We start from the raw sequence: 25,849 nt of genomic DNA on the forward strand, positions 1-25,849 counted from the left end.
GTGGGTGGACGGGGGCGCTTGCGCGTGCTGCTGGGCGCCGCCCCCGGTGTCGGGAAGACCTACGCGATGCTCGAAGAGGGCAGGCGCCTCGCGGGGGAGGGAACCGACGTCGTCATCGCGGTCGTCGAGACCCACGGTCGCGCGGCCACGGCGCGCATGACGGACGGGCTCGAGCAGGTTCCCCGACGCGAGGTTACCCACCGCGGCGTCACACTGACCGAGGTGGACCTCGCCGCGGTGATCGCGCGGCATCCGGATGTCGCCCTCGTCGACGAGCTCGCTCACACCAACGCCCCTGGGTCGGCGAACGAGAAGCGCTGGGAGGACGTTCGGCAGCTGCTGGATGCCGGCATCTCGGTCATCTCGACCGTCAACATCCAGCACATCGAATCGCTCAACGACGTGGTCGAGCAGATCACCGGAGCCCCGCAGCGCGAGACGGTCCCTGACGAGGTCCTCCGCGCGGCCGATCAGGTGGAGGTGGTGGACCTCGCCCCGCAGGCCCTCCGGGATCGGCTGGCGGGAGGCCTCGTCTACCCGGCGGAGCGGGTGGATGCCGCCCTCTCCAACTACTTCCGCCTCGGCAACCTCACAGCCCTTCGCGAACTCGCCCTCCTGTGGCTCGCCGACGAGGTGGATCAGGCGCTCACGTCCTACCGCGCCGAGCACGGCATCGACAGCCGGTGGGAGGCGCGCGAGCGGGTGGTCGTCACCCTCACGGGTGGCCCCGAAGGCGAGACGCTGCTGCGCCGCGGCGCCCGCATCGCGGCGAGATCGGCGGGCGGTCAGCTGATCGCCGTGCACGTCACGAGCAACGACGGGCTGCGCAGCGCCGACCCGGGCGCCCTCGCCGAGCAGCGCGCCCTCGTCGAGAAGCTGGGCGGCACTTTCCACCAGGTCGTGGGGGACGACGTGCCCACCGCCCTCGTCGAGTTCGCGCGATCGGTCAATGCGACGCAACTCGTCCTCGGAGTGAGCCGCCGCAGCCGTCTCGCGGCCCTCGTCACCGGCCCGGGCATCGGCGCGACCGTCATCCGCGAATCCGGCGACATCGACGTCCACATCGTCACCCACTCCGCCGCGGGCGGGCGGTTCGCGCTGCCACGGCTCGGTGGCGCCCTGTCGATGCGTCGACGGATCGCGGGCTTCGCGCTCGCGTTCCTCGGGGGGCCGCTGCTGACGTGGCTTCTGGTCGCCTTCCGATCGACCGAGTCGATCACGAGCGACGTCCTCAGCTATCAGCTGCTCGTCGTCGTGGTCGCCCTCATCGGTGGATTGTGGCCGGCTCTGTGGGCTGCGGTCCTCAGCGGTGTGACCCTCAACTTCTTCTTCGTCGAGCCCCTCTACACGGTGCAGGTCAAATCCCCGCGCGAAGTGCTCGCCCTCGCGCTCTACGTGATCACCGGCATCCTCGTGAGCGTCGTCGTCGACCGCGCCGCCCGGACGACGCGGGTCGCGCGACGCGCAGCGGCCGAGGCGGAACTCCTGCAGACGGTCGCCGGCAGCGTCCTCCGCGGCGGGGGCGCGATCGAGGCGCTCGTCGAGTGGACCCGAGAGGCGTTCCGGCTGGCCGGCGTCCGGCTGGTCTCGGGCGAGACGACGCTCGCATCGAGCGGAGAGCCGTTGCGCGACGGGCGGCACACCGCGATGCCGGTCGGTGACCGAGCGGTGCTCGAGCTGCACGGGCACGACCTGCCGTCGTCCGAGCGCCGCATCCTCGCCGCGATCGTCTCGCAGCTCGATGCCGCGCTGCAACGCCAGGACCTCGCCGAGGTCGCGAGCGGACTCGCGCCCCTCGAGGCGTCCGACCGGGTGCGGAGCGCACTGCTGTCCGCCCTCAGTCACGACCTGCGCCGCCCCCTCGCGGCCGCGACCGCCGCCGTCGGCGGCCTGCGCAGCGGCACGTACAGCGACCGAGACCGCGACGAGCTTCTGCAGACCGCCGACGAATCCCTCGGCACGCTCGCGTCGCTCGTCACGGACCTCCTCGACGTCAGCCGCCTGCAGGCGGGCGCGCTCGCCGTCTCGCTCCTCGCGATCGATCCGGCCGACGCGATCCTCCCCGCGCTCGAGGAGTTGGATGCGGGACCCGCGTCCGTCGACATCCATCTCGAACCGGATGCCGCCGTCCTCGCCGACCCCGTGCTCCTGCAGCGCGTCGTGGTGAACCTCCTCGCGAACGCCCTGCGGCACTCGCCCGAGGGGCGCAAGGTCCGCGTCGCGACGAGCAGCTTCGGCCGGGCCGTCGAGATCCGGATCATCGACCACGGCCCGGGCATTCCCGCCGAGCGGCGCGACGACGTCTTCGTTCCCTTCCAGCGTCTCGGCGACACCGACAACAGCACCGGGCTCGGGCTCGGTCTCGCTCTCTCGAAGGGGTTCGTGGAGGGGATGGGCGGTACGCTCACCCCCGAGGACACCCCGGGAGGGGGACTGACGATGGTGGTCTCGTTGCCGGTCGCCGATGAGGAGGAGCACGCGTGAGGATCCTCATCGCGGATGACGACCCGCAGATCGTCCGGGCCTTGCGCATCACCCTCGCCGCGCGCGGCTACGAGGTGTTCACGGCAGCCGACGGCGCGCAGGCGATCTCGGCCGCAGTGGATCACCACCCCGACATCTTCCTGCTCGATCTCGGGATGCCGCAGCTCGACGGTATCGAGGTGATCCACGCGATCCGCGGCTGGTCCGAGGCGCCGATCCTCGTCGTGTCGGGGCGTACCGGAGCCGCCGACAAGGTCGACGCGCTCGACGCCGGTGCCGACGACTACGTCACGAAGCCCTTCTCGATCGATGAGCTCCTGGCGCGCATCCGCGCGCTCACCCGTCGGGCGCCGCAGCAGGAGCCCGACCCCGTCACCGAGTTCGGTGCCATCTCGGTCGACCTCGCCGCGCGCAGCGTCACGAAGACGACGGGCGATCACACCGAGCGCGTCCGACTGACCCCGACGGAATGGCAGCTGCTCGAGATCCTGCTGCGCAACCCCGGCAAGCTCGTCACCCGGCAGACGATCCTCACGTCCATCTGGGGGAGCGAGCACGTGAGCGACACCGGATACCTCCGGCTGTACGTGTCGCAGCTGCGTCGCAAACTCGAGGAGGATCCGACGCAGCCGCGGCACATCCTCACCGAGGCGGGCATGGGTTACCGCTTCGAGCTGGGGGCTTCGATCCGGGACTGACACGTCCCCTCCGCACGCGCAACCCCCTCCCTCCTCCGGACTCCTCCGGCCAGGCTCGCCCGGAACCTGAGGAGGATCGATGAAGGCGATGACCTATCGCGGACCGTACAAGATCCGCGTCGACCGCAAGCCCGACCCCGTGATCGCGCACCCGAACGACGCCATCGTGCGCGTCGAGCTGGCGTCGATCTGCGGTTCCGACCTGCACCTGTATCACGGCATGATGCCCGACACGCGTGTCGGGCACACCTTCGGGCACGAGTTCATCGGGTGGGTCGAGGAGGTCGGGTCGTCGGTGCAGAACCTCAAGCCCGGTGACCGCGTCATGGTCCCCTTCAACATCTACTGCGGCTCCTGCTTCTTCTGCGCCCGGGGCCTGTACTCGAACTGCCACAACGTCAATGCCAACGCGACCGCGATCGGCGGGATCTACGGGTACTCCCACTCGACCGGCGGGTTCGACGGCGGCCAGGCCGAGCTCGTGCGCGTGCCGTTCGCCGACGTCGGGCCGCAGGTCATCCCCGACGACATCGCCTCGGAGGACGCTCTGCTGCTCACCGACGCGTTCTCGACGGGCTACTTCGGATCGCAGCTCGCCGACATCGTCGAGGGGGACACCGTCGTCGTGCTGGGCGCGGGCCCCGTCGGTCTCGCTGCCGCTCGCTCGAGCTGGCTGATGGGGGCCGGGCGCGTCATCGTCGTCGACCACCTCGACTACCGCCTGCAGAAGGCGCGCGAATTCGCGTTCGCCGAGACGGTGCACTTCGGCGAGGTCGACGACATCGTGCTGACGCTGAAGAAGATGACCGACGGGCTCGGCGCCGACGCGGTCATCGAGGCCGTCGGCGCGGAGGCTGACGGGCACGTCCTGCAGCACGTCACCGCCGCGAAGCTCAAGCTCCAGGGCGGTTCGCCCGTCGCGCTCAACTGGGCGATCGACGCGGTCCGCAAGGGCGGCACCGTCTCGGTCATGGGCGCCTACGGTCCGCTGTTCAGCGCGATCAAGTTCGGCGATGCGATGAACAAGGGGCTCACGATCCGCGCCAACCAGGCGCCGGTGAAGCGGCAGTGGCCGCGGCTGCTCGACCACATCCGTGCGGGCCACATCGCCCCGCGCGACCTCATCACCCATCGCTTCGACCTCGACGACATCGCCGAGGGCTACCACGTGTTCTCGTCGAAACTCGACGGCATCGTCAAGCCCGTCGTCACGTTCGGCGCCTGAGCGGCACCCGAGGAGGAACCATGCCGTACACCGCAGACAAGCCCGGCCAGACCCCCGATCCCGACGAGCTCCGTCGCCGCATCCCCGGGTGGGGCGCGGACCTCGATCCGGCGGACCGCCCCGCGTTCCCGCGCGAGCAGCCGGGGATCGAGACGGGCGCGCACTGGGACATCCCCGAGCAGCAGCCGGAGGGCGCGGGGCGCGAGCGCTCGATCGAGCACCGACGCCTCACGCCGGTCTTCGGCACCGCGCAGCCGCTCCACGGTCTCTCGGGCGCCATCCGACGCATCGCGTACGCGCGCTACAGCGAGGGGCAGACCCCGCACTGGATGCTGCTGATCCTCGGTGACCGCGTCGAGTCGGCCGGCGCGCACGTGAAATCACTGTTCTCGCGGCATCCCGACGACCCGATCACCCAGTCCGGGGTGTTCGGTGAACGCGGGAGGCGCCCGATCGCGTCGCGGTTCGGCCGACGCCGCGTCGACATGAAGCACGCCTGGCTGGATCCGATCCTCGTTCTGGCGCCGTGGGTCGTGGCCGCCGTCGTCGTGTTCCGGATCGCCCGCGCGGCTCTCGTCCCGGCATCCCGCCGCTGACCGCGCCGCCCCCGACACGCCCGGGACGACATCGGGACCGGTGTGCGAGCGGGTCCGGGGTTGTGCCCGGCGGTTCGAGCGAGGAACGTGGCTCTTCAACGGAGGAGCGCTGCCCCGCGGATCCGCAGCACCGCCCACGCGATGTGTTCGCGGTCGGTAGAGGGCTTCTCGGCCGGAGGGCCGCCCCATGGGCCGATTCAATTACAGCAGCCAGGTGAAGACCGAAGTCGAGGACAGGGCGCTGGCGCACCTGCAGGTCGTCATCGGCAACAAGCTCCGCCGCGGCGAATCCTTCTTCTTCACATGGCGTGATGACGTGAGCGTCGGCGACGGACGACGATCCGTCTGGATCCATCCGTCCGCCGACCTCGACTTCAAGTACTACGGCTCGCGCGCGCCGGCCATGAATCGAACGTGGCTCGAGAAGCTGGCGTACGCCGCGAACTCGACGGGCGGGCTGTTCATCATGTCCGAACCCGCGGACGACGTGTCCACGGGCTCCGTGGAGACCCTCTGAGGCGTCACCTCGAGGGTGCCTTCGGTCATGTGCGATGCGCGCCGACGGAGGCGGGTTAGCGTTGATCCGGCATCGAATCGGGGAGGCGCACATGGCGGCACGCCGCACGCGTTCCGCGACGCGCGCCGCGAGGCGACGAACCGCGGCGCTCGCCGTCGGGATCGGCGTCGCACCGGCCACGATCGTCATCCTCCTCGCCGCCTGTCTACCCCCGGTGACGACGCCGTCCGAGCCGCAGGGAACCCCGCTACCGCCGGTGTCCTCGCGGTGGGCCGACGCCCCGCCGCCGGCGGTCGCCGTCGCAGGAGCGGACCCGTCGCGTGCGCCCGCCGTCGACCTCGTCGACGGCGCCTGGGCGTCGCGGGTCTCGGATGCCACCGGCATCCCGCGTCGCGCCGTCATCGCCTACGCGGCAGCCGATCTCACCGTCGCGCACGAGCAGCCCTCGTGCGCCATCGCCTGGAACACTCTCGCCGGGATCGGGTGGGTGGAGTCCCGGCACGGCTCCTACGGCGGCGCGCGACTGGGCGACGACGGCCTCGTGTCACCGCGCATCCTCGGGCCCCGCCTGACCGGCGACGGGGTCGCGGCCATCGAAGACAGCGACGGCGGTGACCTCGACGGCGACGACCGGTGGGATCGCGCGGTCGGCCCGCTGCAGTTCATTCCCGAGACCTGGCGGCGATGGGGCGCGGACGGCGACGCCGACGGCACCCGGGATCCGAGCCAGATCGACGACGCCGCGCTCGCGGCGGCTCGCTATCTCTGCCGCCAGGGGCCGCTGGTGACCGAGACCGCCTGGCGGGATGCCGTGTTCACGTATAACCCGCTGACCCGTTACATCGACGACGTCGCGACCCGCGCCAACCAGTACGCCCAGAGCGTCGCTATCAGCTGACACGACGAAGGCCGCACCCGGGGGAGGTGCGGCCTTCAGAGTCGCGGTCGGTTCAGTCGTCCGTGCGGTTCAGTGCCCTGCTCGAGTCCGCGGAGTCGGGGTCGACGCCTGGCTCCACCTGCTCGATCGGGACGGCCTCATCGTCTGCCGCAGCCTGCGACACCGCTTCGATCGGGTCCTCGTCGGGCAGGTCGCCGCTGGGGATGGGGGCCTCCGAGTCGGGAACGGCCTGGTGATCGGTCATGAGTTCTCCTCTCGTTCCGGCGAACCTACGTCGCCGGCCGGACCGGTCCGAGCCCCTTGCAAAGGTGAGGCCCCGGCGATAAGCCCGATCGCCGGGGCCTGTCATAAGCGTGGGAGAGGATCGGTGACCCGAACACCTCACGTCTCGACCGTTCGCCTACTTACCTTGCGATTATCACCGTACGTGCGCGAAGGAATCGCCGCGGGGGTATTGACTGCTAGAGTCGCCGTCTGCTAGTCGATTCGCCGCGGCTAACTCTGCTCCCGCGCGGTGTCAAGCCCCTCAGATCCCGCGCTCAGTGGGGAGATGGTGAGGGTCATACACGCCCCGCCCTGCAGTGGTCATCGTCGATCGCTGCTCGCGTCACCTCGGAGGTGCATCATGAGCGCGGACCCCGTCCCACACTTGACGTTGGAGTCGCTGTCTCCCACGACCTGGCGACTCTGCGACACGCGCGTCGCCCGTTCCGACGCCGCGAGCGTGCTCGCCTACGTCGAAGAATCCGAGCGCGGCGGCTACGACGTCACATGGGTCCACGGCGGTGCCGGAACCGCGTGGTTCCGTGGGATGGACGAGTTGCTGGTCGGCGCCGCCCAACACCTCGCCGCCTGTGCCTCGCGGCGCCGTAAGCCGAAGCCGATCGCTCATCGGCCGCCCCTCGCGGCCTTGTGAGGCAGCCCTAAGCCCGAGCCCCGTGGCCTGTCAAGAAGGTGACACGCGGCCGGAGAGGCCGGAAGCTGGATGCCGGAAATCCGACGGAAGTCGAAAGGACGCGATGACCCGCATCGACATCTCCTACGGCGGCCAGTGGTACAGCGTCGGCGACCGGACCCTCGAGGACGTGCATCGCGAGATCCAGGACGGCGCTCGCGATGGCCAGCACTGGCTCGCCGTCAACGACGGTGAAGGAAGCGCCAGCCCGGCGTACCTGTTCATCACCCCTGGTGTGCCCATCGCCGTCATCCCCGTGCCGGAACCTCGCGAGACCCCCGTACAGGGACACGTCGCTGCGTTCGAGGACACGGAGCACGAGGGCGTCGCGCCGCTGTGGAACGGTCCGACCATCCATCCCGACCGGCCTCGCCTCCACTGAGGCATATCCACCCCTCCGGCACCGGTCAAGGGGATGACCGCTGCGCGCGCCTGCGCGCACACTGGCGTCATGAGTGATCCACAGGATGCCGGTCGTCCCGGCGAAGCGGTCCAGTCCGAGCCCGCCATGTCGCAGAATCCCGCGGATGCCACGCAGAAGCTCGACGGCATCGTGGTCCAGACGCGCGCGGACCTCGCCGGCCAGGACGGGCTCGATGGCGCGAGCGTGCTCGCGCAGCGGTTGAAGGACGCGGGGATCGACCTCTCCGACGACGAGATGGCCGCCGCCGTCGCCCGCGTCCAGGCCTGATTCAGACTCCGAATTATCACCGGTGCAGGGGTCGCGCAACCCGCTGACGACCCCCGTGCCGCCGATCTAGCGTGGAACCACCACGTTCCGCGACAGAAGGGTGTGTCCCATGACGACCACGCAGACGAAGCCCGCCACCCGCAACAAGCGCCGCCCCGCCAAGTCGGGAGCGCAGCTGACCGACGAGCAGAACGCCGAGCGCGGCTTCACCGCCTCGAAGAAGCTGAGCGACAACCTGCAGGCGGTCCTCGTCGACCTCCTCGAACTGGCGATCCAGGGCAAGCAGGCCCACTGGAACGTCGTCGGCAAGAACTTCCGCGACACGCATCTCCAGCTCGACGAGATCATCGACGCGGCGCGCGAGTTCAGCGACACGGTCGCCGAGCGGATGCGGGCGCTCCACGCCGTGCCCGACGGTCGCAGCGACACGGTCGCCGAGACGACCACGCTGCCCGAGTTCCCCCACGGCGAAGTGCTGACCGCTGAGGTCATCGATTTGGTCACCGAACGCCTCGAGGCCGTCATCGGCACGTGCCGCGAGGTTCACGACGAGGTCGACGACGAGGACCCCACGAGCGCGGACATCCTGCACAGCATCCTCGAGAGCCTCGAGCAGTTCGCATGGATGATCAGCGCGGAGAACCGCACCCCCCGGTGACCCCGGGGCAGCGCGCCAGCGACTGAACGGCGGTGACGGCTGAGGCCGTCACCGCCGTCATTCCGCTGTCGTGCGCTTCGCGTCGTCCTCGAACATGCGCGCGGTGAGCTGGATGCCCCCGGAAGAGCTGGCGGATGCCGCGAGTTCCTCTATCCATTCGCGGTCGAGCGTCGGGGGTTCTGCCTCGTCGAAGACGAACCGGAGTGGGATCGCGGGGTGCAGCCAGATGGTGGTGCGCCCGGCCGGTGAGTCGTCCGGGTGCGACCAGGAGACCGTGAAACTCTCCGCACGGCGAAGCTTGGTCGCGATCACGACCTTCAGATGAGCGAGCGCTCGGTCGTCGATGCGGATGGGCATCGCCGAGCCGCCGTAGTAGATCAAGCCCATGGGGACACCATAATGGGAGGGCGTCGTCTCGAGCCCGAGATGACAAGACGAGGAGCCGCTGTGGGCAAGTTCATCTATGAGGATTCCATCAAGGTGGACTTCGAAGACCGCACGCTGGCGCATCTGCAGCAGGTGATCGGCAACAAGCTCCGTCGCGGAGAGTCGTTCCACTTCACGTGGCGCGACGACAAGAGCATCGGCGAAGGCCGCACCTCGGTGTGGCTCCACCCGCACGCATCGCTTGTTTTCAAGTACTACGGCAGCCGGCAGTCGCGCATCAACCGCGCGTGGTCGGAGGCCCTCATGTACGCCGCGAACTCGCCCGCCGGCCTCCACCTGGTTCCGGAGCCCGCGGACGCGGGAGAGGCGGACGCCGGCGCCTGAGGCCCGGCATCCACTCGCAGAAAGAACATGCCGCCCCATCGACACCGTGGGGGGCGGTGGATGGGGCGGCACGAGTCGTGGGCCGAGGCGGGGTTCACACCAGCAGCGGCGGAGTACCGAATCGCTCGGTGAAGTCCGCGGCGAGCGCGTCCTCGTAGGCGTCGGCCTCGTCGATGAGGTCGGGGTGGCTCATGCCGCTGCGACCGGACGGCGGGACTCGGGTCGTGCGGCGGAGATCTCGGGGATGTCGAGATCGGCGTCGAGGACGAGTCCGCCGTTGGAGGTCGCCTGATCGGCCATCTCGCGCAGCGTCGCCGGGTTCAGAGCGATCGCTGCCGACTGCTCGTATACGAAGCGCAGCGGGATCGCGGGCTGGAACCACAGCGTGGTGCGGCCCTCGCCGTCCTCGCCGGTTCCCTTCCAGGAGACGACGAAGCTCTCACTCCGGCGCAGCTTGGTCGTCGCGATGGCAGCGAGGTGGGCGAGGATGCGGTCGGGCATGACGATGGGGGATTCGACGTTCCCGTAGTAGAGGCTTCCCATGACGTTCTCCTGGTGTGGGTGCGGGTGAGTGGGGGTCAGTGGCCGACGGCCCGTGCCGTCGTGCGGTGCGGGCGCTGTCGCGTGAGCGCATCGAGGATGCGCGCCCGCAGATCCGTGCGCGGCTCGGCGATGAGGGCGACGCCGATCGCCGCGAAGGGCGCTGGGATGGGGTGTGCGGGTGTGGGTGTCATCGATCCGTTCCTGAATTACTAGCTAAACAATACATCTAGTAGATTTCACAAGTCATGTCTATCATTGATTTCAACAAGGACACGAACTGTCACAGACTTAGACATGTAAGGTGGTGAAGCCGATGGAGGTGCTCGACTTGTTCAGCTCCGTGGACGTCAGTGAGGAGACCGCGACGTGGCACGAAGTGGAGAAGGGCTTCTGGGTCGGCAACACCCATGGACGGTTCGTAGGAACCGTAGAGAAGAGCCGCTCCGGTTGGATCGCCCGAGATCACGCCAGGCGTCTCGTGGGAACGTATCCGGATGCGGCCGAGGCTCGGGCGGCAGTCGGATGATGTCGAAGAATCTTCACGAGCCGAGGAGTTGACATGCCTCAGTCCATCGTTCGGCACGAGCACACCCACCTCTACGCCGCTGAGCCTCGATCCGAGGCAGGCCGGCAACTGAGCAGTGCGATCCTCGAGCTCCGTCACGCCGAACAGGTGCAGGCGGATCGTTCGCAGCGCATCTCCGGTCTCGGTGGCATCGATCTGACCGCACTCCGTTACCTGGTGCAGGCCCGCCGCGAAGAGCGTGAGATCAGCCCGAAAGACCTCATCGTGATGCTCGGCACCTCGAGCGCGACGGTGACCAACGTGATCGAGCGTCTCGTCGGTAAGGGTTACGTCCTGCGCGAGCAGCACCCCACCGACCGCCGCGCTCACTATCTTCTGCCGACCGAATCCGCGAACGATCTCGTCGACGAGGTGTACGGCGCCCACCACGCGGCGGTCGTATCCGTGATCGACAGCCTCGACGAGAAGGACGCGGCGACCACCGCAGAGACGATCCGCCGGATCGCCGCAGCCCTAGAGGAGCTCGCCCGCCGGTCCTGAGGCCTGCGGTGACGCCTGCTCAGATGGCGGTGTCAGGTCCTAGTCGGTGCCACGTCCGGTTGTGGTAGACGAGCGGCGCCGACGACTCGCGCGAGATGTTCGCCTGGACGGCGTGTGCAGCGATGACGGTGGAACCGCCGGCATCCATCCGATCGATGACGGCGCACCGCACCCATGCGCGGACCCCGTTGTACACCGGCTCGCCCGTCACGAGGCGTGACCAGGGGAGCTCGGCGAAGCGGTCGATCCCGCTCGTGGCGCCCACCTCGGCGACCCGGAGGTCGTCCATGTCGAGGAGATGGACGACGACGGTCTCGGCTGCGGCCAGGACGGGCGCGGCAGACGACTGGGCGGACACCGAGAAGATGAGAAGGGGCGGGTCGGCACTGATGGACGACACCGACGTCGCGGTGAGTGCGACGGGACCGTCCCCAGCGTCGGCGGTGATGACCGCGACGCCACCCGGGTGGCCGCGGAACACGGCTTTGAACTCGTCGGGGGACAGCGACTCCGAGAACCCGGAGACGGCCCGGTCATCCGGCGCGGCGTGTGCGGGGGAAGTCATACGACGAACCTACGTTCGCGCAGCGGCGGCGAGGGTCATGTGTCCGAACCTTTCCTTCTGTTGCGGCAGATGACGACCGCCGCGGATGCCGGGCGTCCGCTATTCTGGTCGGGTGCTGACTCTTCGCTGTTGTCGTCGCTGACCGCCGGTTCCCCGGCGACATCCGCGACCCCACACAGCGACCGCACCTCTGCGAGTGCGGCATCCCGTCAGGAAGAACTACGTGCGTTACGCCAGCTCCATCGCCGATCTCGTCGGCAACACCCCGCTCGTCCGCTTGAATGCGGTCACCGAAGGCATCGCCGCCACGGTGCTCGCGAAGGTCGAGTACTTCAACCCCGGCAGCTCCGCGAAGGACCGCATCGCGCGGAACATCATCGATGCTGCGGAGCGCGACGGCCACCTCAAGCCCGGTGGCACGATCGTCGAGCCGACGAGCGGCAACACCGGCGTCGGCCTCGCCCTCATCGCTCAGCAGCGCGGCTACCGGATGATCTTCGTCGTCCCCGACAAGTTCGCCGGCGAGAAGGTCGCCGTGCTCAAGGCATACGGCGCCGAGGTCGTCATGACGGCCACGAGCGTGCCGCCCGAGCACCCCGACTCCTACTACAGCGTGTCGGATCGACTCGCGGCATCCATTCCCGGTGCGTTCAAGCCCAATCAGTTCGCCAACCACAATGGGCCGCGCGGTCACTACGAGACGACCGGCCCCGAGATCTGGCGCGACACCGACGGCACGGTGACCCACTTCGTCGCCGGCGTCGGTACGGGCGGCACCATCAGCGGCACGGGACGGTTCCTCAAAGAGGCCTCGTCCGGACAGGTCACCGTCGTGGGAGCCGACCCGGAGGGGTCGATCTACTCGGGCGGCGACGTCCACGGCTATCTCGTCGAGGGCGTCGGCGAGGACTTCATGCCCGCGACCTTCGACCCGACGGTCGTCGACGCGTACGAGCGGGTGGGAGACGCCGAGGCGTTCGCGATGACGCGTCGGTTGGCACGCGAGGAGGGACTGCTCGTCGGCGGATCCTCGGGCATGGCGGTCGTGGCGGCCCTGCGCGTCGCCCGCGACCTGCCCGCCGATGCCGTCCTGGTCGTGATCCTGCCCGACCACGGTCGCGGCTACCTCAGCAAGATCTACGACGACGACTGGATGACCGACCACGGCTTCTCCGTCGCCACCGAATCCGAGACCACCGGGAGCCTCGCATGAGTGCACAGTCCTCCGCTCGCGGCTTCGCGAGCCTCGCCGTCCACGCAGGTCAAGAGCCCGACGAGGCCACCGGCGCCGTCATTCCCCCCGTCCACTTCTCGACGACCTACGCCCAGGACGGCATCGGCGGCCTTCGCGGCGGGTACGAGTACGGCCGCAGCGGCAACCCGACCCGCACGGCGCTGCAGACCCAGCTCGCGGCGATCGAAGGCGGCGCGCACGCTCTGTCGTTCGCCTCTGGCCTCGCGGCCGAGGACGCCCTGCTGCGCGCCGTGCTGCGTCCGGGGGACGAGGTGCTTCTCGGGAACGACGTGTACGGCGGCACCTTCCGCCTGATCTCGCGGGTCCTCAGCGACTGGGGCGTGACGCTCCGCGTCGTCGACATGAGCGACCTCGACGCCGTCCGCTCCGCGGTCGCCGAGAAGACGCCGCGCATCCTCTGGGTCGAGACGCCGTCCAACCCGCTGCTGCGCATCACCGACATCGACGGCCTCGCCGAGGTCGGCCACTCCGCCGGCGCGCTCGTCGTCGTCGACAACACCTTCGCGACGCCCGCGCTGCAGCGCCCCCTCTCGTTCGGGGCCGACGTCGTCGTGCACTCGACCACGAAGTACCTCGGCGGCCACTCCGACGTGGTCGGTGGCGCCCTCGTGCTGAACGACGACGCGCTCGCCGAGAAGATCGGCTTCCTCCAGTTCGCCGTCGGTGCCGTGTCGGGCCCGCTCGACGCATGGCTCACGACGCGCGGCATCAAGACGCTCGCGGTGCGCATGCAGCGCCACAGCGAGAACGGTCTGGCCGTGGCATCCTTCCTCGAAGGACACGACCGGGTCGCGCAGGTCTACTACCCGGGCCTCGCCTCGCACCCCGGGCACGAGCTCGCCGCACGCCAGATGTCGGGCTTCGGCGGAATCGTGTCGCTCGCCCTCGAGTCGGGCGAGGCGGCGCGTCGCTTCGCCGAGTCGCTGCGGCTGTTCACGCTGGCCGAGTCGCTCGGCGGCGTCGAGTCGCTCGTGAACTACCCCGACGCGATGACGCACGCCTCGGTGCGCGGCACCGAGGCGGCCGTGCCGGTCGAGGTCGTTCGGTTGTCGGTCGGCATCGAGGACATCGACGACCTGCTCGCCGACATCGCGCAGGCGCTCGAGGCCTGACGGCCGCGGCGCCACGGCGCTGCGCGTGCCGAGTGCAGGGAGAACGGTGCCATCGGGTCCCATCCGGCATCCGAAGCGCTGCTGAACCTGCATTCGGTCCGCGGCGCGGGCGATAGCGTGGCCGGATGACACACGCACGTTGGGCCATCCTCGGTGCCGGAGCGATCAGCGGCGACTTCGCCCACGCGCTCCCCGACTCGGAGCTCGGACGCCTCCACGCGGTCGGTGCGCGCGACGTCGCGCGGGCGGAGGAGTTCGCCGCGGCCCACGGGGCTGCCGTCGTCGGCACCTACGACGAGATCCTCGACCGCGACGACATCGACGCGGTCTACATCGGCACGGTCCACACGACGCACACCGAGCTCGTCCACCGGGCGCTCGCCGCCGGCAAGGCCGTCCTCTGCGAGAAGCCGCTCGGCGTCTCGCCGGAGGAGACGGATGCCGCAGTCCGCGCCGCGCACGAGGCGGGACTCCCTCTCGTCGAGGCGTTCAAGTACCGCTTCGGCCCGTTCGCCGACCGGCTGCGGGAGATCGTCGGCGGCGGCGCGCTCGGCGACCTCGTCGAGATCGAGTCGTCGCTCGGCTTCGCCGCCGGCTCCCAGACGGGGCGGCTGTTCGACCCCGCGACGGCGGGAGGGGCGATCCTCGACGTCGGCTGCTACCCGCTGTCGCTCGTCGTCGGAGTCGCGGCCTGGACAGGACGCGACCTCGCGGGGCTGACGGTGCAGGCGGCGGCGGGCACGATCGGCGAGACCGGCGTAGACGTGAGCGCGGCGGCATCCGTCGATCTGGGCGGTGCGTCGGCGAACATCCGCACGGCGATCGTGCACGACCTGCCGCGTCTGACGCGCATCGTCGGGCGCGACGCGACCATCGAGATCCCGAATGTGTGGGGGAGCCGCACCGACAGCACCGAGGCGGCGACCCTCATCCGGACCGACGGCACGCGCGAGGAGATCGAGGTGCCGACGGTGCAGCCGATGGCGGCCGAGGCGGACGCGACGATCCGCGCGCTCCGCGAGGGACGCGCCGAGGCGCCGGAGGTCCCGTGGGATGAGACCCGTACGATCGCGCGCCTGCTCGCCGAGTGGCGCTCGGCGATCGGCTGAGCCCTACCGCCGCCGCCAGCGCCGACGCTTCGTCTGGGGTGCGGCGGGAGGATCGGATGCCGCGGCCCGCGCCGCGCGCCGTTCCCGCCACGCCGCGACCTCGGCGTCGGGGTCGCGCGTCGGGGTGACGACGGGCGGTCCGCCCTGCAGCTGCCGGCGCGCCTCGACGACGCGGCGCGAGAAGTCGGCGGTGTACTCGCGGACGTCCTCCTCGCGGTGGAGGGCGTCGACGCGGTCCTCGAACTCGGCGTGCTCGATGCGCAGGCGGAGGGCGGGCGGACCGAGTCCGCTGAGCTGCTCGGTCTGGATCTTGCGCTTGATCCACCAATCCGGGTCGTGCGAGCCGCCGAGTCCCTCGAGGGGCTTGCCCGCTCCCGGCAGGTCGTCGAACTCGCCGCGGCGGATCGCCTGCTGGATCGCGGTCTCGACGTACATCGCGCGTTCCGTGCCGGTCGGGGTGCCCGCGTGGCGCTCGGGTTCGGCGGGTTGCTCCTCGCCGTTGTCCTGCGCCGCTTTCTCGACGCGGTAGCGCGCTGCGGTCAGGCGGGGGTCGTCGTCGGCTCGTTCGACCATTCCTCCAGCGTAGGACGAGACGGTGTTGCGGCGGCGTTGCCCGGTATGCATATACTCAGAAAACACATACTCGGTATGCAGCAAGGAGTTCCGATGTCGGTACGACAGAGCCTGCTGGCGATCCTGGATCAGGGTCCCTGCTACGGCTACCAGCTGCGCGCGGAGTTCGACCGCCGCACCGGGTCCACCTGGCCCCTCAACGTGGGTCAGATCTACAACACGCTCGACCGGCTCGAGCGCGACGGCCTCGTCGAGAAGGGTGACGTCGACGAGCAGGGTCACGTGTACTGGCAGATCACGGATGCCGGATCCGCTGAGGTGCAGGCCTGGCTCGACGCTCCCGTCGAGCGTGCCCAGGGAACGCGCGACGAGCTCGCCATCAAGCTCGCCGTCGCCGCGACCCTGCCGGGCGTCGACCTGGGCGCCGTCATCCAGCGACAGCGCTCCGCGTCGCTGCGCCAACTCCAGGAGCTCAACCGGGCCAAATACGCCGGGGCCAACCCGGATGGCCCCGAAGAGCTCGCCTGGTCACTCGTCGTGGACTCGATGATCTTCGCCGCCGAGGCCGAAGCACGATGGCTCGACCACACCGAGCAGCGGCTCGCGCGGCATCCGCATCGTACGATGGGGCTCGAGCTGTCCACAGAGACTCCCAAACGGGGGAGGCCCGCCAAATCCGAGGCGAGCAACACCGAGGCGGTCGTCGGATGAGCGCCGCCGTTCTGCAGCTGGTGGGGGTCACGCAGCAGTACGGCGAGGGCGAGACGAGCGTCTCAGCACTGTCGGGCGTCGATCTGACGGTCGACAAGGGTGAGCTCGTCGCGATCATGGGAGCGTCCGGTTCGGGCAAATCCACGCTCCTGTCGATCGCGGGCGGGTTGCAGAAGCCCACCAGCGGCGAAGTCGTCGTCGAGGGGACCTACCTCTCGACGGCGACACGTCGCGATCTCGCGCAGCTCCGGCGGCGCTCCCTGGGATTCGTCTTCCAGGACTTCAATCTCATCCCGACCCTCACGGCCGTCGAGAACGTGACGCTGCCCCTGGAGCTCGACGGCTTCCGAGCCCGGGTGGCGCGCCGTGCGGGTCGGGATGCCCTCGCCTCGGTCGGTCTCGAGGACAAGCTCGACGCGTACCCAGACGACCTGTCGGGCGGGCAGCAACAGCGCGTCGCGATCGCGCGCGCCGTGGTCGGCGGGCGCCGGCTGATCCTCGCCGACGAACCGACGGGCGCGCTCGACTCGGTGACCGGTGAGGCGGTCATGAAGATGATCCGGCACCGCGTCGACCAGGGGGCCGCCGGCATCCTCGTCACACACGAACCACGCCACGCCGCCTGGGCGGACCGCATCGTGTTCCTCCGCGACGGCCGCATCGTCGACGAGTCCCAGCGCCGCGGCGCCGACGCGCTCTTGTCGGACGCGCGATGACCGCGGTGCAGGACCGGCCCCGAGCGGATGCCGGGGCGCGGCGTCGCGCCGAACGACCGAAGCCGTCGCGCACGGCGCGTCTGCGGGTGTCTGCGCGCATCGCGCGGCGTCAGGTGCGCCGCGCGTGGGTGTCGTCGCTGCTGATCATGTCGCTCATCGCCCTGCCGATCGCCGGCATGGCGGGGGTGGCCGTGATGGTGTCGAGCACGTTCTCCACCCCTGCGGAGCGGGTGAACGTCGAACTCGGGCGCATGTCTGCGTGGGTCGAGCCGCTCTGGGCGGCCGATGCCGGCTTCTGGCAGGACCCGGAAGACCCTTACGAGTACGGCAACGAGTCGCAGTGGGGCGGGTCCGACGGGTCAACGGAACCCGATCCGGCTGCCGACCCGGCGCCCGTGCTCGCTCCGGGCACGGAGACCGTGCCGGTGTCGTTCGGGGAAGAGCGCATCGAGACAATCGACGGCGTCGCCCGTGCCCGTGCCGTCGCGGGCGATGTCACGGACGAGCGGTTCGAGGGCGCGTACACGCTGATCGACGGGCGGGCACCGACGAGCGACGGCGAGGTCCTGGTGACCCCCGCCGTGCTCGAGCGTGCGGGACTCACCATCGGCGGGACCTTGTCGCTCAGGGACGGCGAGCAGTTCACCGTCACGGGGACCTTCGACGAAGCCACCGCGAGTGACGCCGATCCCGTGCTCGCCTTCTTCGACGCGGACAGGTACAGCCCGATCCGTTCGTTCCTGCCGGATGCCGACATCGACAGGGATCTGCTGAGCGCGCTGAACGCGGCCGGCTTCGGCGTCTACGCGCGAGAGTTCGTCCTGAACCCGCCACCGTTCGATCAGCCGTTCGACGACTACTCCATCCCGACCTCCGCAGAGCTCGCTCAGCAGCGCGAGCTCGCCCTCGCGGCGGGCATCGGCGGAGGTGGCTTGGCGGCGGGCTACATGGTCGTCATGCTCGCCGGTGCGGCCTTCGCCGTCAGCGCGCGCCGCCAGCAACGCGCTCTCGCGATCGCGGCGAGCGTCGGTGCCGAGCCCCGCGACCTGCGCCGCATCGTGCTGTTCCAGGGGGCGGTCCTCGGTCTCATCGCGGGCGGTGCGGGCCTCGCGGTGGGTGTGGGTGGCTCGGCGATCCTCATGCCGCTCCTGGCCAACGGATCAGCGACGGCGTTCTGGGGGTTCCACGTGCCCTGGCTGCTCCTGGTGGGGGTGCTGGTGTTCGCCGTCCTCGTCGGTTCGGCGTCGGCGTGGATGCCGGCGCGGACGGTAGGCAGATCCGACACGATCTCCGCGCTGCGGGGGGCGCGTCGCCCGATGAAGGTGACGGTCGCGCGACCGCTGTGGGGATCCCTGCTGATCCTCGTCGGCATCGCGGTCACCATCGTCTCGGGCGTCGCTGCGGGCGCTATCACGATCAGCGACACCATTCCGGGGGACTCGCCGCTGCGATGGATCCCCATCGTGGGAATCGTCGGCGGGCCGATCCTCGCCCAGGTCGGCATCCTCGTGTCAGGTAGGTGGCTGCTGTGGCTCGCCTCACGCCTGCTCTCCCGCGTCGGGCTCGCTGCACGGCTGGCCTCGCGGGATGCCGTCGCCAACGGCGCGCGGACCGTCCCGGCGTTCGCCGCAATAGGTGCCACGGTGTTCGTCGGCGTGTTCGCTGTGTCGATGGGGATGATGTCGGCCGAGCAGTCGGCGCGGAACTACGGCTACAGCGCCCCCGTCGGGACCGTCGTCGCGGACATCTCGTCGATGGAAAAGCCCTTCCTGGGGTCGGCGGACGCGCAGGGCGCGGCGGAGGCCGTCGACCGGCTCTTCTCATCCTCGGGAGCGACGGCGATCGGTGTCGTGAGCGGGGAGCAACCCGTCTACCTCGCCATGTCCGCCGACGACTTCCCGGTCGACCAAGAGCACGTGATGCTCATCGCTCCGGAGCGGTCTCTCGTGTCTACGGACGAGGAGGCTTCTCGAGAGTTCTTCTACTCCGGTAATGCGACCGACAACCTGTCGGTCGTGGCCCCGGACGATCTCGAGGTCGCGATGGGGATTACCCTCAGCGAGGAGGAGCTCGCCGCCTACGCTGCTGGCGCCGTTGTCGTTGCTGAAGGCCGTTACGTCACGGATGGGGAGGTCGAGGTCGGCGCCTGGAGCGCCCGCGATGCCTACGAAGGCGCACTTCCCAGCAACGTCTGGGCGGATGAAGCGGGGGTCGACCCGAGGTGGGAGCGGACGGCGCCGGCGATCACCGTTGCAGCACCGCACCAGAACGTCGTCGCCGCCATCGCGCCCGCGACGGCGGCGGAGTGGGGGGTCGCGGCCGTGCCTCTCCGCGTGCTCGCCCTCTTCCCCGAGGGAGCGGACATGAACTCTCAGGACCGGCTGAATGCCCTCTCGGGGAGTCTCGACACCGACGAGTATCAGGTCTCACTCTGGCGGGAGACAGGCCCCTCGAGCCCTGCCGTCTGGCTCGTGCCCCTGCTTGCGGCCGTTGCCGTCCTCGTCCTCGGCGCGAGCGCCGTCGCCCTCGGTCTCGCGCGCTTCGAACGGCGCCCCGACGACGCGACGCTCGCCGCGGTCGGCGGAACGCCGGGGCTCCGTCGTCGCATCGGACTGTGGCAGGGCCTCGTGATAGCGGGGTTCGGCACGTTCGCGGGGGCGGCGGCGGGCATTCTTCCGCCCGTCGGGTTCTGGCTGCAATCGCAGACCGGGTACGAGCCGCTCAGCCTCGCCGACATCCCGTGGTGGCTGCTGGGGGCTCTCGCCGCCGCGCTGCCGCTGGGGATCGCAGCAGTCAACTGGCTCGTGCCGCCGCGGGAGCCGGAGCTCACGCGACGCAACGTGATCGCGTGAGCCGGGGCGACCCGCTCAGCGCATCGTGTCGAGAATCCCGACGAGGTCCTCGAACGTCGTGCGGGGGTTCAGGATCGCGAAGCGGGCGTTGGTGCGGCCCGCGTGGCTCGACGGCGTGACGAACGCGTGCTGGTCGTCGAGCAGGCGGTTCGACCAGGCGGTGTAGTCGTCCTTCGACCAGCCGCGCCGTTCGAAGACGACGACGCTCAGCTGCGGACGTCGCACGAGCTCGAACTCGTTGCGCGACTCGATCTCGGCGGCGATGCGCTCGGCGAGCGTGATCGACGACGTGATCGCCTCGCGGTAGACCTCGGCGCCGTACGTCGCGAGCGAGAACCACAGCGGCAGACCACGGGCTCGGCGCGTCAGGTGCGCGGCGAAGTCCGACGGGCTCCAGTCGCTCGTCTCCGTGAGGGTGTCGAGGTACTCGGCGTGCTGCGTGTGCGCGCGGCGGCCGAGCTCCGGATCGCGGTAGAGCAGTGCGCACGCGTCGAACGGCGCGAACAGCCACTTGTGCGGGTCGACGATGAGTGAGTCCGCGTGTTCCAGCCCCGCGAAGTAGGGCCGCGCCTCGGGAGAGAGGGCGGCCGCGAGCCCGTAGGCGCCGTCGACGTGCAGCCACACGCCGAACTCCCGGGTCGCCCCGGCGACCGAGGCGATGTCGTCGACGATCCCGAAGTTCGTCGACCCGGCCGTCGCGACGACGGCGAACACGCTGTCGCCGTGCTCCTCGAGCGCCGCACGCACGGCGTCGCCGCGCAGCACGCCGCCGGCGTCCGGCGCGACCGGGACGACCTCGACGTCCATGACGCGGGCCGCCGAGGCGATCGAGGAGTGCGCCTCGGCGGAGCAGACGACGCGCCAGCGGTCGGGACGGATGCCGCGCTCCCGGGCGGTCTCCCGCGCGGCGACGAGTGCCGACAGGTTGCCGAGCGTCCCGCCCTGCACGAACACGCCACCGGCGGTCGCGGGCAGGCCGAACTCGTTCGCCAGCCAGCGGAGCACCTCGTTCTCGGCGTGGACGGCGCCCGCGCCTTCGAGCCAGGATCCGCCGTAGAGCGCGCTCGCTGAGACGACGAGGTCGAACGCGGCGGCGGCCTTCGACGGCGCGCTGGGGATGAACGACAGGTAGCGCGGGTCGTCGGTCGTGATGCAGGCCGGGGCGAGCACGTGCTCGAAGACCCCGAGGGCCTTGCGCGCACCGATGCCCTGCTCGCTGATCGTCACCCCGGCAAGGCGAGCGAGCTCAGCCGGGGGCAGCGGCTTGTCGAGCGGGTTTTCGTCGGTGAGCAGTCGCTGGCGGGAGTAGTCGAGGACGAGGTCGACGATCTGACGGGTCTCGTCGGTCACGTCGTGCATGCGGGCGGGCTGGGTCATCGGTTCTCCGAGGTGCTGCGGGGGAGCGGGGGTGTGCGCGGGGGTGCGGTCCGGCGGGTGCCCAGACGTTCGAAGGCTACGCCGAGGCGCAGCAGGGCGGAATCGTCGTAGGCGCGCCCGGCGATGGTGAGGCCCACCGGCATCCGGGTGTCGGTCATCGTGCCCATCGGGACGGTGACGGTCGGGATGCCGAGGTGCCGGATCGCGAGGTTGCCGTTCGCGATCCACACCCCGTTGCGCCATCCGAGGTCGGCGGAGGCCGGGTTCACGTCCATGTCGGCGGCGCCCACGTCGGCGACGGCGGGGAACACCACGGCGTCCAGGCAGGCGGCATCCATCCACTCCTCGAGATCGGAGCGGCGGACGTCTTCGAGGGCGCGGAGGCCGTCGGCCAGTTCGGGCATGTCTGCGAGGGTTGCGCCGGGGTGGGCGCGCACCCAGTCGGGGTACTCGGCGATGTCGTCGTCGAACCCGGTGTAGCGGTCGGTGAGGGCGCCGGGCGGAGACGGGAAGATCGTCGCGCCGTCGACGCCTGCGAGGCTCGAAAGCGCCGGGTCGCCGTTCGCGTCGAGGAAGTCCTCCCACGCCCACGCCGACAGGTCGACGATCTCGCGGTGCAGGTACCCCTCGGGCAGGCGATCGCGGATCGTCGATGCGCCGGCGCGGTCGCCCTCGTAGTTGCTCACGACGGGGAAGTCGACCTCGATGACGGTCGCGCCGGCAGCCTCGAGGTCGGCACGCGCCGCGCGCCAGAGCTCCAGGACCGACGCCCGGGTCTCGATGCGTCCGCCGGTCGGGCCCCCGATGCCGGTGCCGGTGCCGGCATCCGGATCGGCGTTCACGTACATGCGGGGAATGCCGATCCGCACTCCCGCGAGCGTCGCGCCCTTCGCGAGCGCCGGGTACGACGGGGGTCGCACAGTCGACGCGGCGGGGAGTCCGACCCACGGCTGCACGCGCCAGAAGTCCCCGCGCGTCTCGGTGTCGTCGGCGACGATGACGTCGAGCACCTCGAGCAGGTCGGCCATCGTGCGGGCGTGCGGGACGACGACGTCCATCGTCGGGACGAGCGGCCAGTTGCCGCGCACCGAGATGACGCCGCGCGAGGGCGTGTAGGCGCAGAGCGCGTTGTTCGACGCCGGCCCGCGTCCCGACGACCAGGTCTCCTCGCCGAGGCCGAACGCGGCGAAGCTCGCGGCCGTCGCGGTGCCCGAGCCGTTCGACGAGCCGCTGGCGAACGGCGCGGTCAGCCAGTCCGCGTTGTACGGGCTCTCAGCGCGGCCGTAGACGCCGCGCTGCATGCCGCCATTGGCCATCGGCGGCATGTTCGTGAGCCCGAGGCAGATCGCCCCGCCGGCGCGCAGCCGCTCGATCGTGAACGCGTCGCGCTGCGCGACGAGGTCGGCGAAGGCGGGGGAGCCGGCCGCGGCGGTCAGCCCCCGCGCGAGGTAGCTGTCCTTCGCCGTGTACGGGATGCCGTCGAGCGGCCCGAGGGTCTCGCCGCTCGCGCGACGCCCGTCGGATGCCGCGGCCTCGGCGCGCGCGTCGGGGTTTCGCACCACGACGGCGTTCAGCGCGGTCCCGGTGTCGGGCCCGTCGTACGCGTCGATGCGGGCGAGGTAGGCGTCGACGAGGTCGACTGCGGTCGTCTCGCCCGACTCCAGCTCCGCCCGCAACTCGGCGATCGTCGCCTCGACGACGTCGATCACCGGGTCACCGCCGGCTGCTGCTGCGTGATGCAGTGGATGCCGCCGCCGCGATCGAACAGCGGACGGGCGTCGACCGTGACGACCTCGCGCCCCGGGTAGGCCTCCGCGAGGATCGCCCGCGCCTGCGCATCGGCGTGCTCCTCGCCGAACCCGCAGGCGATGACGCCGCCGTTCACCACGAGGTGGTTGACGTAGCTCCAGTCCACGGGGCCGTGGGCGTCGGTCAGGGTCTCGGGGGCCGGGAGGGCGACGATCTCGAAGCGGCGGCCGGCGGCATCCGTCTGATCCTCGAGCTCTGCGCGCAGCTGCGCGGTGACGGCGTGGTCGGGGTGCGACGCGTCGCGCTGGTCGTGGAGCAGGATGCGGCCGGGCGAGGGGATCGTCGCGACGATATCGACGTGCCCGTTGGTGCCGAGGTCGTCGTAGTCGCGGGTGAGGCCGCGGCTGAGCCACACGGCGCGCGTCGCGCCGATCGTGCGGGCCATCTCGGCCTCGATGCGGGCGCGGTCGGCGGTGGGGTTGCGGCGCGGGTCGAGCTGCACGGTCTCGGTGAGCAGCACCGTGCCCTCGCCGTCGACGTGGATGCCGCCGCCCTCGTTCACGATGTCGGACGAGATCAGCTCGGCCCCGACCTCGCCGGCGATGAGCCGTGCGTGAGCCGCCGACTTCTGCCATTCGGCCCAGTCGGGTGCTCCCCAGCCGTTGAAGATCCAGTCGACGGCGCCGAGGACGCCGGGGCGCTCGTCATCGACGACGAAGGTGGGGCCGTGGTCCCGCATCCAGAACTCGTCGACGGGGGCCTCGACGATGGTCACGTCGCCCGGGAGCATGCGCCGCGCGCGGGTGAGTTCGGTCGGGTCGACGACCATCGTCACCGGCTCGAACCGCGCCACCGCGGCGGCGACGGCCGTCCAGGTGGCGTAGCCCTCGTCGCGGGCGGCGGCGGTGTCGCCGAGGGTGAAGCCCTCTCGGGGGAAGGCCATCCAGGTGCGCTCGTGAGCTGCGGTCTCGCTCGGCATCCGCCAGGCCATGGTGCCTCCCTCGGGTGTCGGGTAGCTTATTGATCGTTTGATCAACAAGGGGGAGGCTACCGAGGAGATGACCGAGACGTCAACCGTCCGCCGGGCGCGGAAGACCCCCGCCGAGCGGCGCGAGGAGATCGCCCTCGCCGCCCGCGAGATCGCGCTCGCCGACGGTCTCGACGCCGTCACGCTGCGCGCCGTCGCCGCCCGCGTCGGTGTGGCGCCCGGGCTGGTCGCGCACCACGCCGACGGCATGGACGCGCTCGTCGCCGAGGCCTTCGGCGCCGTCGTCGCCGAGGAGCTGCGCGCGGTGCGGGCCGCGATGCGGGTGACGGATGCCGCGTCGACGCGCCTCGGCATCCTGCTCGACACCGTCTTCGGTGACGAGCCGAACGAGGTCACACTTGTGTGGGTGCAGGGATGGGCGCTCGGCACCCGCAACGAGGAGCTCGCCGTGCGGGTCCGCGCCGAGATGGACGCGTGGCAGCGCGCGCTCGCCGCCGAGATCGATCGCGGTCGCGAGCGCGGCGAGTTCGGCGCCGTCGACGCCGACGCGATCGCCTGGCACCTGCTCGCGATCATCGACGGCCTCGGTGCGCAAGGTCTCGTCCGCTGGCGCGCGGATCCGTCGCGCACCGACCTCACCCGCCGCGCGCTCGCCGCGCTCCTGGGCGTCACGCCCGACGCGCTGCGCCCCTGACCCGACGCCGAGCCGTCGCAGATGGTCGCCCCATCTCTCGCGACGCGACCATCTGCGACGCCTCGAGCCGACGCGAACGGCGGTCATCCGTGAGGAATGGATGCCGCTTGCGTCGGGCCGCGGGGTGCCTCATAAGAAACGTTCAGGATGCCGCTCGTCGCCCGGAAACACGCGGGAGACACGAGCCGATCACCCTCCGATCGGCGGCTCCGGCGGCATCCGTTCCAATCCGATCTCGGGGGGTGTCCGGACAACTCATCGTGCGAAAGCCGCACTGAAGGAAGGAAAACACCCCATGCGTACCAACCTGAAGCGGACCATCGTCCTCGGCTCGACCGGCCTCGCGGCCGTCGCCCTCACCGCGGGATTCGCCCTTCCGGCGAACGCCGCGCAGAGCGAGGACACCACCACGACCACCACGGCGGCGGAGGGCTTCACTGACTTCCTCAACGCCAACAACGACCTCGCGGCGTCGGTCTCGTCGCTCCTCGACAGCCAGCTGCTGGGCGACGTCTCCACCGGTGACCTCTCCGTCGGCGACATCGGCTCCGGCAACGACGCCCCCATCGGGTCGGGCAACAGCGTCGACGCGCCCATCGGCTCGGGCAACGAGACCTCGGTCGACGCCCCCGTCGGCTCGGGCAACGAGGTCGGCAACGGCAACGACGTCGGCTCGGGTAACGACACGAACGTCTCGCCGAACACGGACGTCGCGCCCCAGACCGACGTCTCGTCGAAGACCGGTGACCTCGTGAAGGACATCACGAGCGACGTCGACAACACGGTCGGCGACGTCTCTTCGAGCGTGAACGACCTCGTCGACGGCGTTCTGGGCAACTGATCGCCCGCATGCGGTGATCCCGCACCCCTGACACATGCCGGGGCCCCTCTTCGGGGTCCCGGCATCGTCGTGTTCGGCGCCGTCGAGAGGTCGCGGATGGTCACCCCGCCTGGCGCTGGGCGACCATCTGCGACCCCTCGAGGGGGGTGGGAGGCCGCGCACCCGCCGCAGCGCCCCCGCCGCAGCCCGTCCGTCGTACAGTCGG

At 70.5% G+C, this 25,849-nt stretch carries 30 protein-coding genes; 21 read left to right on the forward strand and 9 right to left on the reverse strand.

The window, feature by feature from the left end:
• The 6 genes from ABCU91_RS04990 (at position 1) to ABCU91_RS05015 (ending at position 6,418) form a co-directional block, all read left to right on the forward strand.
• Positions 1 to 2,484: an ATP-binding protein gene (locus ABCU91_RS04990; protein ID WP_413355022.1), complete on the forward strand. Its 2,484-nt coding sequence runs from the start codon at positions 1 to 3 to the stop codon at positions 2,482 to 2,484.
• Complete coding sequence (locus tag ABCU91_RS04995) at positions 2,481 to 3,182, forward strand: response regulator (RefSeq protein ID WP_406922690.1); 702 nt, start codon at positions 2,481 to 2,483, stop codon at positions 3,180 to 3,182. Before ABCU91_RS04990 ends, ABCU91_RS04995 begins: the two co-directional genes overlap by 4 nt.
• Positions 3,183 to 3,261: 79 nt before the next feature.
• Positions 3,262 to 4,407 (forward strand): zinc-dependent alcohol dehydrogenase, encoded by a 1,146-nt coding sequence (locus tag ABCU91_RS05000; protein WP_406922689.1) that lies wholly within the window; start codon positions 3,262 to 3,264, stop codon positions 4,405 to 4,407.
• Between the two features lie 20 nt (positions 4,408 to 4,427).
• Positions 4,428 to 5,003, forward strand: a complete 576-nt coding sequence (locus tag ABCU91_RS05005; RefSeq protein WP_413355023.1) for a hypothetical protein — start codon at positions 4,428 to 4,430, stop codon at positions 5,001 to 5,003.
• Between the two features lie 187 nt (positions 5,004 to 5,190).
• Positions 5,191 to 5,520 carry an ATP-dependent DNA ligase gene (locus ABCU91_RS05010; RefSeq protein ID WP_413355024.1) on the forward strand — a complete coding sequence of 110 codons (330 nt, stop codon included), beginning with the start codon at positions 5,191 to 5,193 and terminating at the stop codon, positions 5,518 to 5,520.
• A gap of 91 nt (positions 5,521 to 5,611) precedes the next feature.
• Positions 5,612 to 6,418, forward strand: a complete 807-nt coding sequence (locus ABCU91_RS05015) for a lytic transglycosylase domain-containing protein (RefSeq protein ID WP_413355025.1) — start codon at positions 5,612 to 5,614, stop codon at positions 6,416 to 6,418.
• A 52-nt stretch (positions 6,419 to 6,470) separates the two neighbouring features.
• On the opposite strand, the gene ABCU91_RS05020 is transcribed toward ABCU91_RS05015, so the two are convergent.
• Positions 6,471 to 6,662: a hypothetical protein gene (locus ABCU91_RS05020; RefSeq protein WP_413355026.1), complete on the reverse strand. Its 192-nt coding sequence runs from the start codon at positions 6,660 to 6,662 to the stop codon at positions 6,471 to 6,473.
• A 381-nt stretch (positions 6,663 to 7,043) separates the two neighbouring features.
• On the opposite strand from ABCU91_RS05020, the gene ABCU91_RS05025 reads away from it, so the two are divergent.
• From ABCU91_RS05025 to ABCU91_RS05040, 4 genes are all read left to right on the forward strand, one after another.
• On the forward strand, positions 7,044 to 7,334 hold the full coding sequence (locus ABCU91_RS05025; protein ID WP_406922684.1) for a hypothetical protein: 291 nt from the start codon (positions 7,044 to 7,046) through the stop codon (positions 7,332 to 7,334).
• Between the two features lie 103 nt (positions 7,335 to 7,437).
• A complete protein-coding gene (locus ABCU91_RS05030; protein WP_413355027.1) occupies positions 7,438 to 7,755 on the forward strand; it encodes a hypothetical protein in 318 nt (105 codons plus the stop codon).
• A 69-nt stretch (positions 7,756 to 7,824) separates the two neighbouring features.
• On the forward strand, positions 7,825 to 8,064 hold the full coding sequence (locus tag ABCU91_RS05035; RefSeq protein WP_406922682.1) for a hypothetical protein: 240 nt from the start codon (positions 7,825 to 7,827) through the stop codon (positions 8,062 to 8,064).
• A 109-nt stretch (positions 8,065 to 8,173) separates the two neighbouring features.
• On the forward strand, positions 8,174 to 8,722 hold the full coding sequence (locus ABCU91_RS05040; protein WP_406922681.1) for a Dps family protein: 549 nt from the start codon (positions 8,174 to 8,176) through the stop codon (positions 8,720 to 8,722).
• 57 nt (positions 8,723 to 8,779) lie between these two features.
• On the opposite strand, the gene ABCU91_RS05045 is transcribed toward ABCU91_RS05040, so the two are convergent.
• On the reverse strand, positions 8,780 to 9,109 hold the full coding sequence (locus ABCU91_RS05045; protein WP_406922680.1) for a hypothetical protein: 330 nt from the start codon (positions 9,107 to 9,109) through the stop codon (positions 8,780 to 8,782).
• Between the two features lie 60 nt (positions 9,110 to 9,169).
• On the opposite strand from ABCU91_RS05045, the gene ABCU91_RS05050 reads away from it, so the two are divergent.
• Entirely contained in the window at positions 9,170 to 9,493 is a 324-nt protein-coding gene (locus tag ABCU91_RS05050) for an ATP-dependent DNA ligase (protein ID WP_065571547.1), read from the forward strand.
• A 189-nt stretch (positions 9,494 to 9,682) separates the two neighbouring features.
• Here the strand turns inward: ABCU91_RS05050 and ABCU91_RS05055 are convergent, their stop codons facing one another.
• Together ABCU91_RS05055 and ABCU91_RS05060 are read right to left on the reverse strand one after the other, a co-directional pair.
• A complete protein-coding gene (locus ABCU91_RS05055) occupies positions 9,683 to 10,036 on the reverse strand; it encodes a hypothetical protein (protein ID WP_091351663.1) in 354 nt (117 codons plus the stop codon).
• A gap of 35 nt (positions 10,037 to 10,071) precedes the next feature.
• Complete coding sequence (locus ABCU91_RS05060) at positions 10,072 to 10,227, reverse strand: hypothetical protein (RefSeq protein WP_413355028.1); 156 nt, start codon at positions 10,225 to 10,227, stop codon at positions 10,072 to 10,074.
• 110 nt (positions 10,228 to 10,337) lie between these two features.
• On the opposite strand from ABCU91_RS05060, the gene ABCU91_RS05065 reads away from it, so the two are divergent.
• On the forward strand, positions 10,338 to 10,562 hold the full coding sequence (locus ABCU91_RS05065; protein WP_091351664.1) for a hypothetical protein: 225 nt from the start codon (positions 10,338 to 10,340) through the stop codon (positions 10,560 to 10,562).
• Between the two features lie 33 nt (positions 10,563 to 10,595).
• Entirely contained in the window at positions 10,596 to 11,102 is a 507-nt protein-coding gene (locus tag ABCU91_RS05070) for a MarR family winged helix-turn-helix transcriptional regulator (protein ID WP_406922678.1), read from the forward strand.
• Positions 11,103 to 11,121: 19 nt separating this feature from the next.
• Here the strand turns inward: ABCU91_RS05070 and ABCU91_RS05075 are convergent, their stop codons facing one another.
• Entirely contained in the window at positions 11,122 to 11,667 is a 546-nt protein-coding gene (locus tag ABCU91_RS05075; protein WP_413355029.1) for a flavin reductase family protein, read from the reverse strand.
• Between the two features lie 223 nt (positions 11,668 to 11,890).
• Here ABCU91_RS05075 and ABCU91_RS05080 point away from each other — a divergent pair, with 223 nt between their 5' ends.
• The 3 genes from ABCU91_RS05080 (at position 11,891) to ABCU91_RS05090 (ending at position 15,143) form a co-directional block, all read left to right on the forward strand.
• The gene (locus ABCU91_RS05080) at positions 11,891 to 12,880 is read left to right on the forward strand and encodes a pyridoxal-phosphate dependent enzyme (RefSeq protein WP_413355030.1); all 990 of its coding nucleotides are present in this window, start codon (positions 11,891 to 11,893) and stop codon (positions 12,878 to 12,880) included.
• A complete protein-coding gene (locus ABCU91_RS05085; protein WP_413355031.1) occupies positions 12,877 to 14,034 on the forward strand; it encodes a cystathionine gamma-synthase in 1,158 nt (385 codons plus the stop codon). Before ABCU91_RS05080 ends, ABCU91_RS05085 begins: the two co-directional genes overlap by 4 nt.
• A gap of 125 nt (positions 14,035 to 14,159) precedes the next feature.
• Positions 14,160 to 15,143, forward strand: a complete 984-nt coding sequence (locus ABCU91_RS05090; protein ID WP_413355032.1) for a Gfo/Idh/MocA family protein — start codon at positions 14,160 to 14,162, stop codon at positions 15,141 to 15,143.
• A gap of 3 nt (positions 15,144 to 15,146) precedes the next feature.
• On the opposite strand, the gene ABCU91_RS05095 is transcribed toward ABCU91_RS05090, so the two are convergent.
• Positions 15,147 to 15,716 (reverse strand): DUF1992 domain-containing protein, encoded by a 570-nt coding sequence (locus ABCU91_RS05095; protein WP_413355033.1) that lies wholly within the window; start codon positions 15,714 to 15,716, stop codon positions 15,147 to 15,149.
• A 93-nt stretch (positions 15,717 to 15,809) separates the two neighbouring features.
• On the opposite strand from ABCU91_RS05095, the gene ABCU91_RS05100 reads away from it, so the two are divergent.
• The 3 genes from ABCU91_RS05100 to ABCU91_RS05110 are packed head-to-tail and all read left to right on the forward strand — an operon-like array spanning position 15,810 to position 19,995.
• Entirely contained in the window at positions 15,810 to 16,427 is a 618-nt protein-coding gene (locus tag ABCU91_RS05100; RefSeq protein ID WP_091351671.1) for a PadR family transcriptional regulator, read from the forward strand.
• The gene (locus ABCU91_RS05105) at positions 16,424 to 17,143 is read left to right on the forward strand and encodes an ABC transporter ATP-binding protein (RefSeq protein ID WP_413355034.1); all 720 of its coding nucleotides are present in this window, start codon (positions 16,424 to 16,426) and stop codon (positions 17,141 to 17,143) included. Before ABCU91_RS05100 ends, ABCU91_RS05105 begins: the two co-directional genes overlap by 4 nt.
• The gene (locus ABCU91_RS05110; RefSeq protein ID WP_413355035.1) at positions 17,140 to 19,995 is read left to right on the forward strand and encodes an FtsX-like permease family protein; all 2,856 of its coding nucleotides are present in this window, start codon (positions 17,140 to 17,142) and stop codon (positions 19,993 to 19,995) included. Before ABCU91_RS05105 ends, ABCU91_RS05110 begins: the two co-directional genes overlap by 4 nt.
• A 15-nt stretch (positions 19,996 to 20,010) precedes the next feature.
• Here ABCU91_RS05110 and ABCU91_RS05115 read toward each other — a convergent pair whose 3' ends face one another.
• The 3 genes from ABCU91_RS05115 to ABCU91_RS05125 are packed head-to-tail and all read right to left on the reverse strand — an operon-like array spanning position 20,011 to position 24,112.
• Positions 20,011 to 21,372, reverse strand: coding sequence for a pyridoxal phosphate-dependent decarboxylase family protein (locus ABCU91_RS05115; protein ID WP_413355036.1), 1,362 nt, complete (start codon positions 21,370 to 21,372; stop codon positions 20,011 to 20,013).
• Entirely contained in the window at positions 21,369 to 23,081 is a 1,713-nt protein-coding gene (locus ABCU91_RS05120; RefSeq protein WP_413355037.1) for an amidase, read from the reverse strand. The genes ABCU91_RS05115 and ABCU91_RS05120 overlap by 4 nt, the downstream gene beginning before the upstream one ends.
• Positions 23,078 to 24,112 carry an agmatine deiminase family protein gene (locus tag ABCU91_RS05125; RefSeq protein ID WP_413355038.1) on the reverse strand — a complete coding sequence of 345 codons (1,035 nt, stop codon included), beginning with the start codon at positions 24,110 to 24,112 and terminating at the stop codon, positions 23,078 to 23,080. Before ABCU91_RS05125 ends, ABCU91_RS05120 begins: the two co-directional genes overlap by 4 nt.
• A gap of 67 nt (positions 24,113 to 24,179) precedes the next feature.
• On the opposite strand from ABCU91_RS05125, the gene ABCU91_RS05130 reads away from it, so the two are divergent.
• Positions 24,180 to 24,803, forward strand: coding sequence for a TetR/AcrR family transcriptional regulator (locus tag ABCU91_RS05130; protein WP_413355039.1), 624 nt, complete (start codon positions 24,180 to 24,182; stop codon positions 24,801 to 24,803).
• A gap of 295 nt (positions 24,804 to 25,098) precedes the next feature.
• A complete protein-coding gene (locus ABCU91_RS05135; protein ID WP_413355040.1) occupies positions 25,099 to 25,644 on the forward strand; it encodes a hypothetical protein in 546 nt (181 codons plus the stop codon).
• The last annotated feature ends 205 nt before the right edge of the window (positions 25,645 to 25,849 follow it).

It is taken from the genome of Microbacterium phoenicis, assembly GCF_047302325.1.
Classification (GTDB): Bacteria; Actinomycetota; Actinomycetes; order Actinomycetales; family Microbacteriaceae; genus Microbacterium.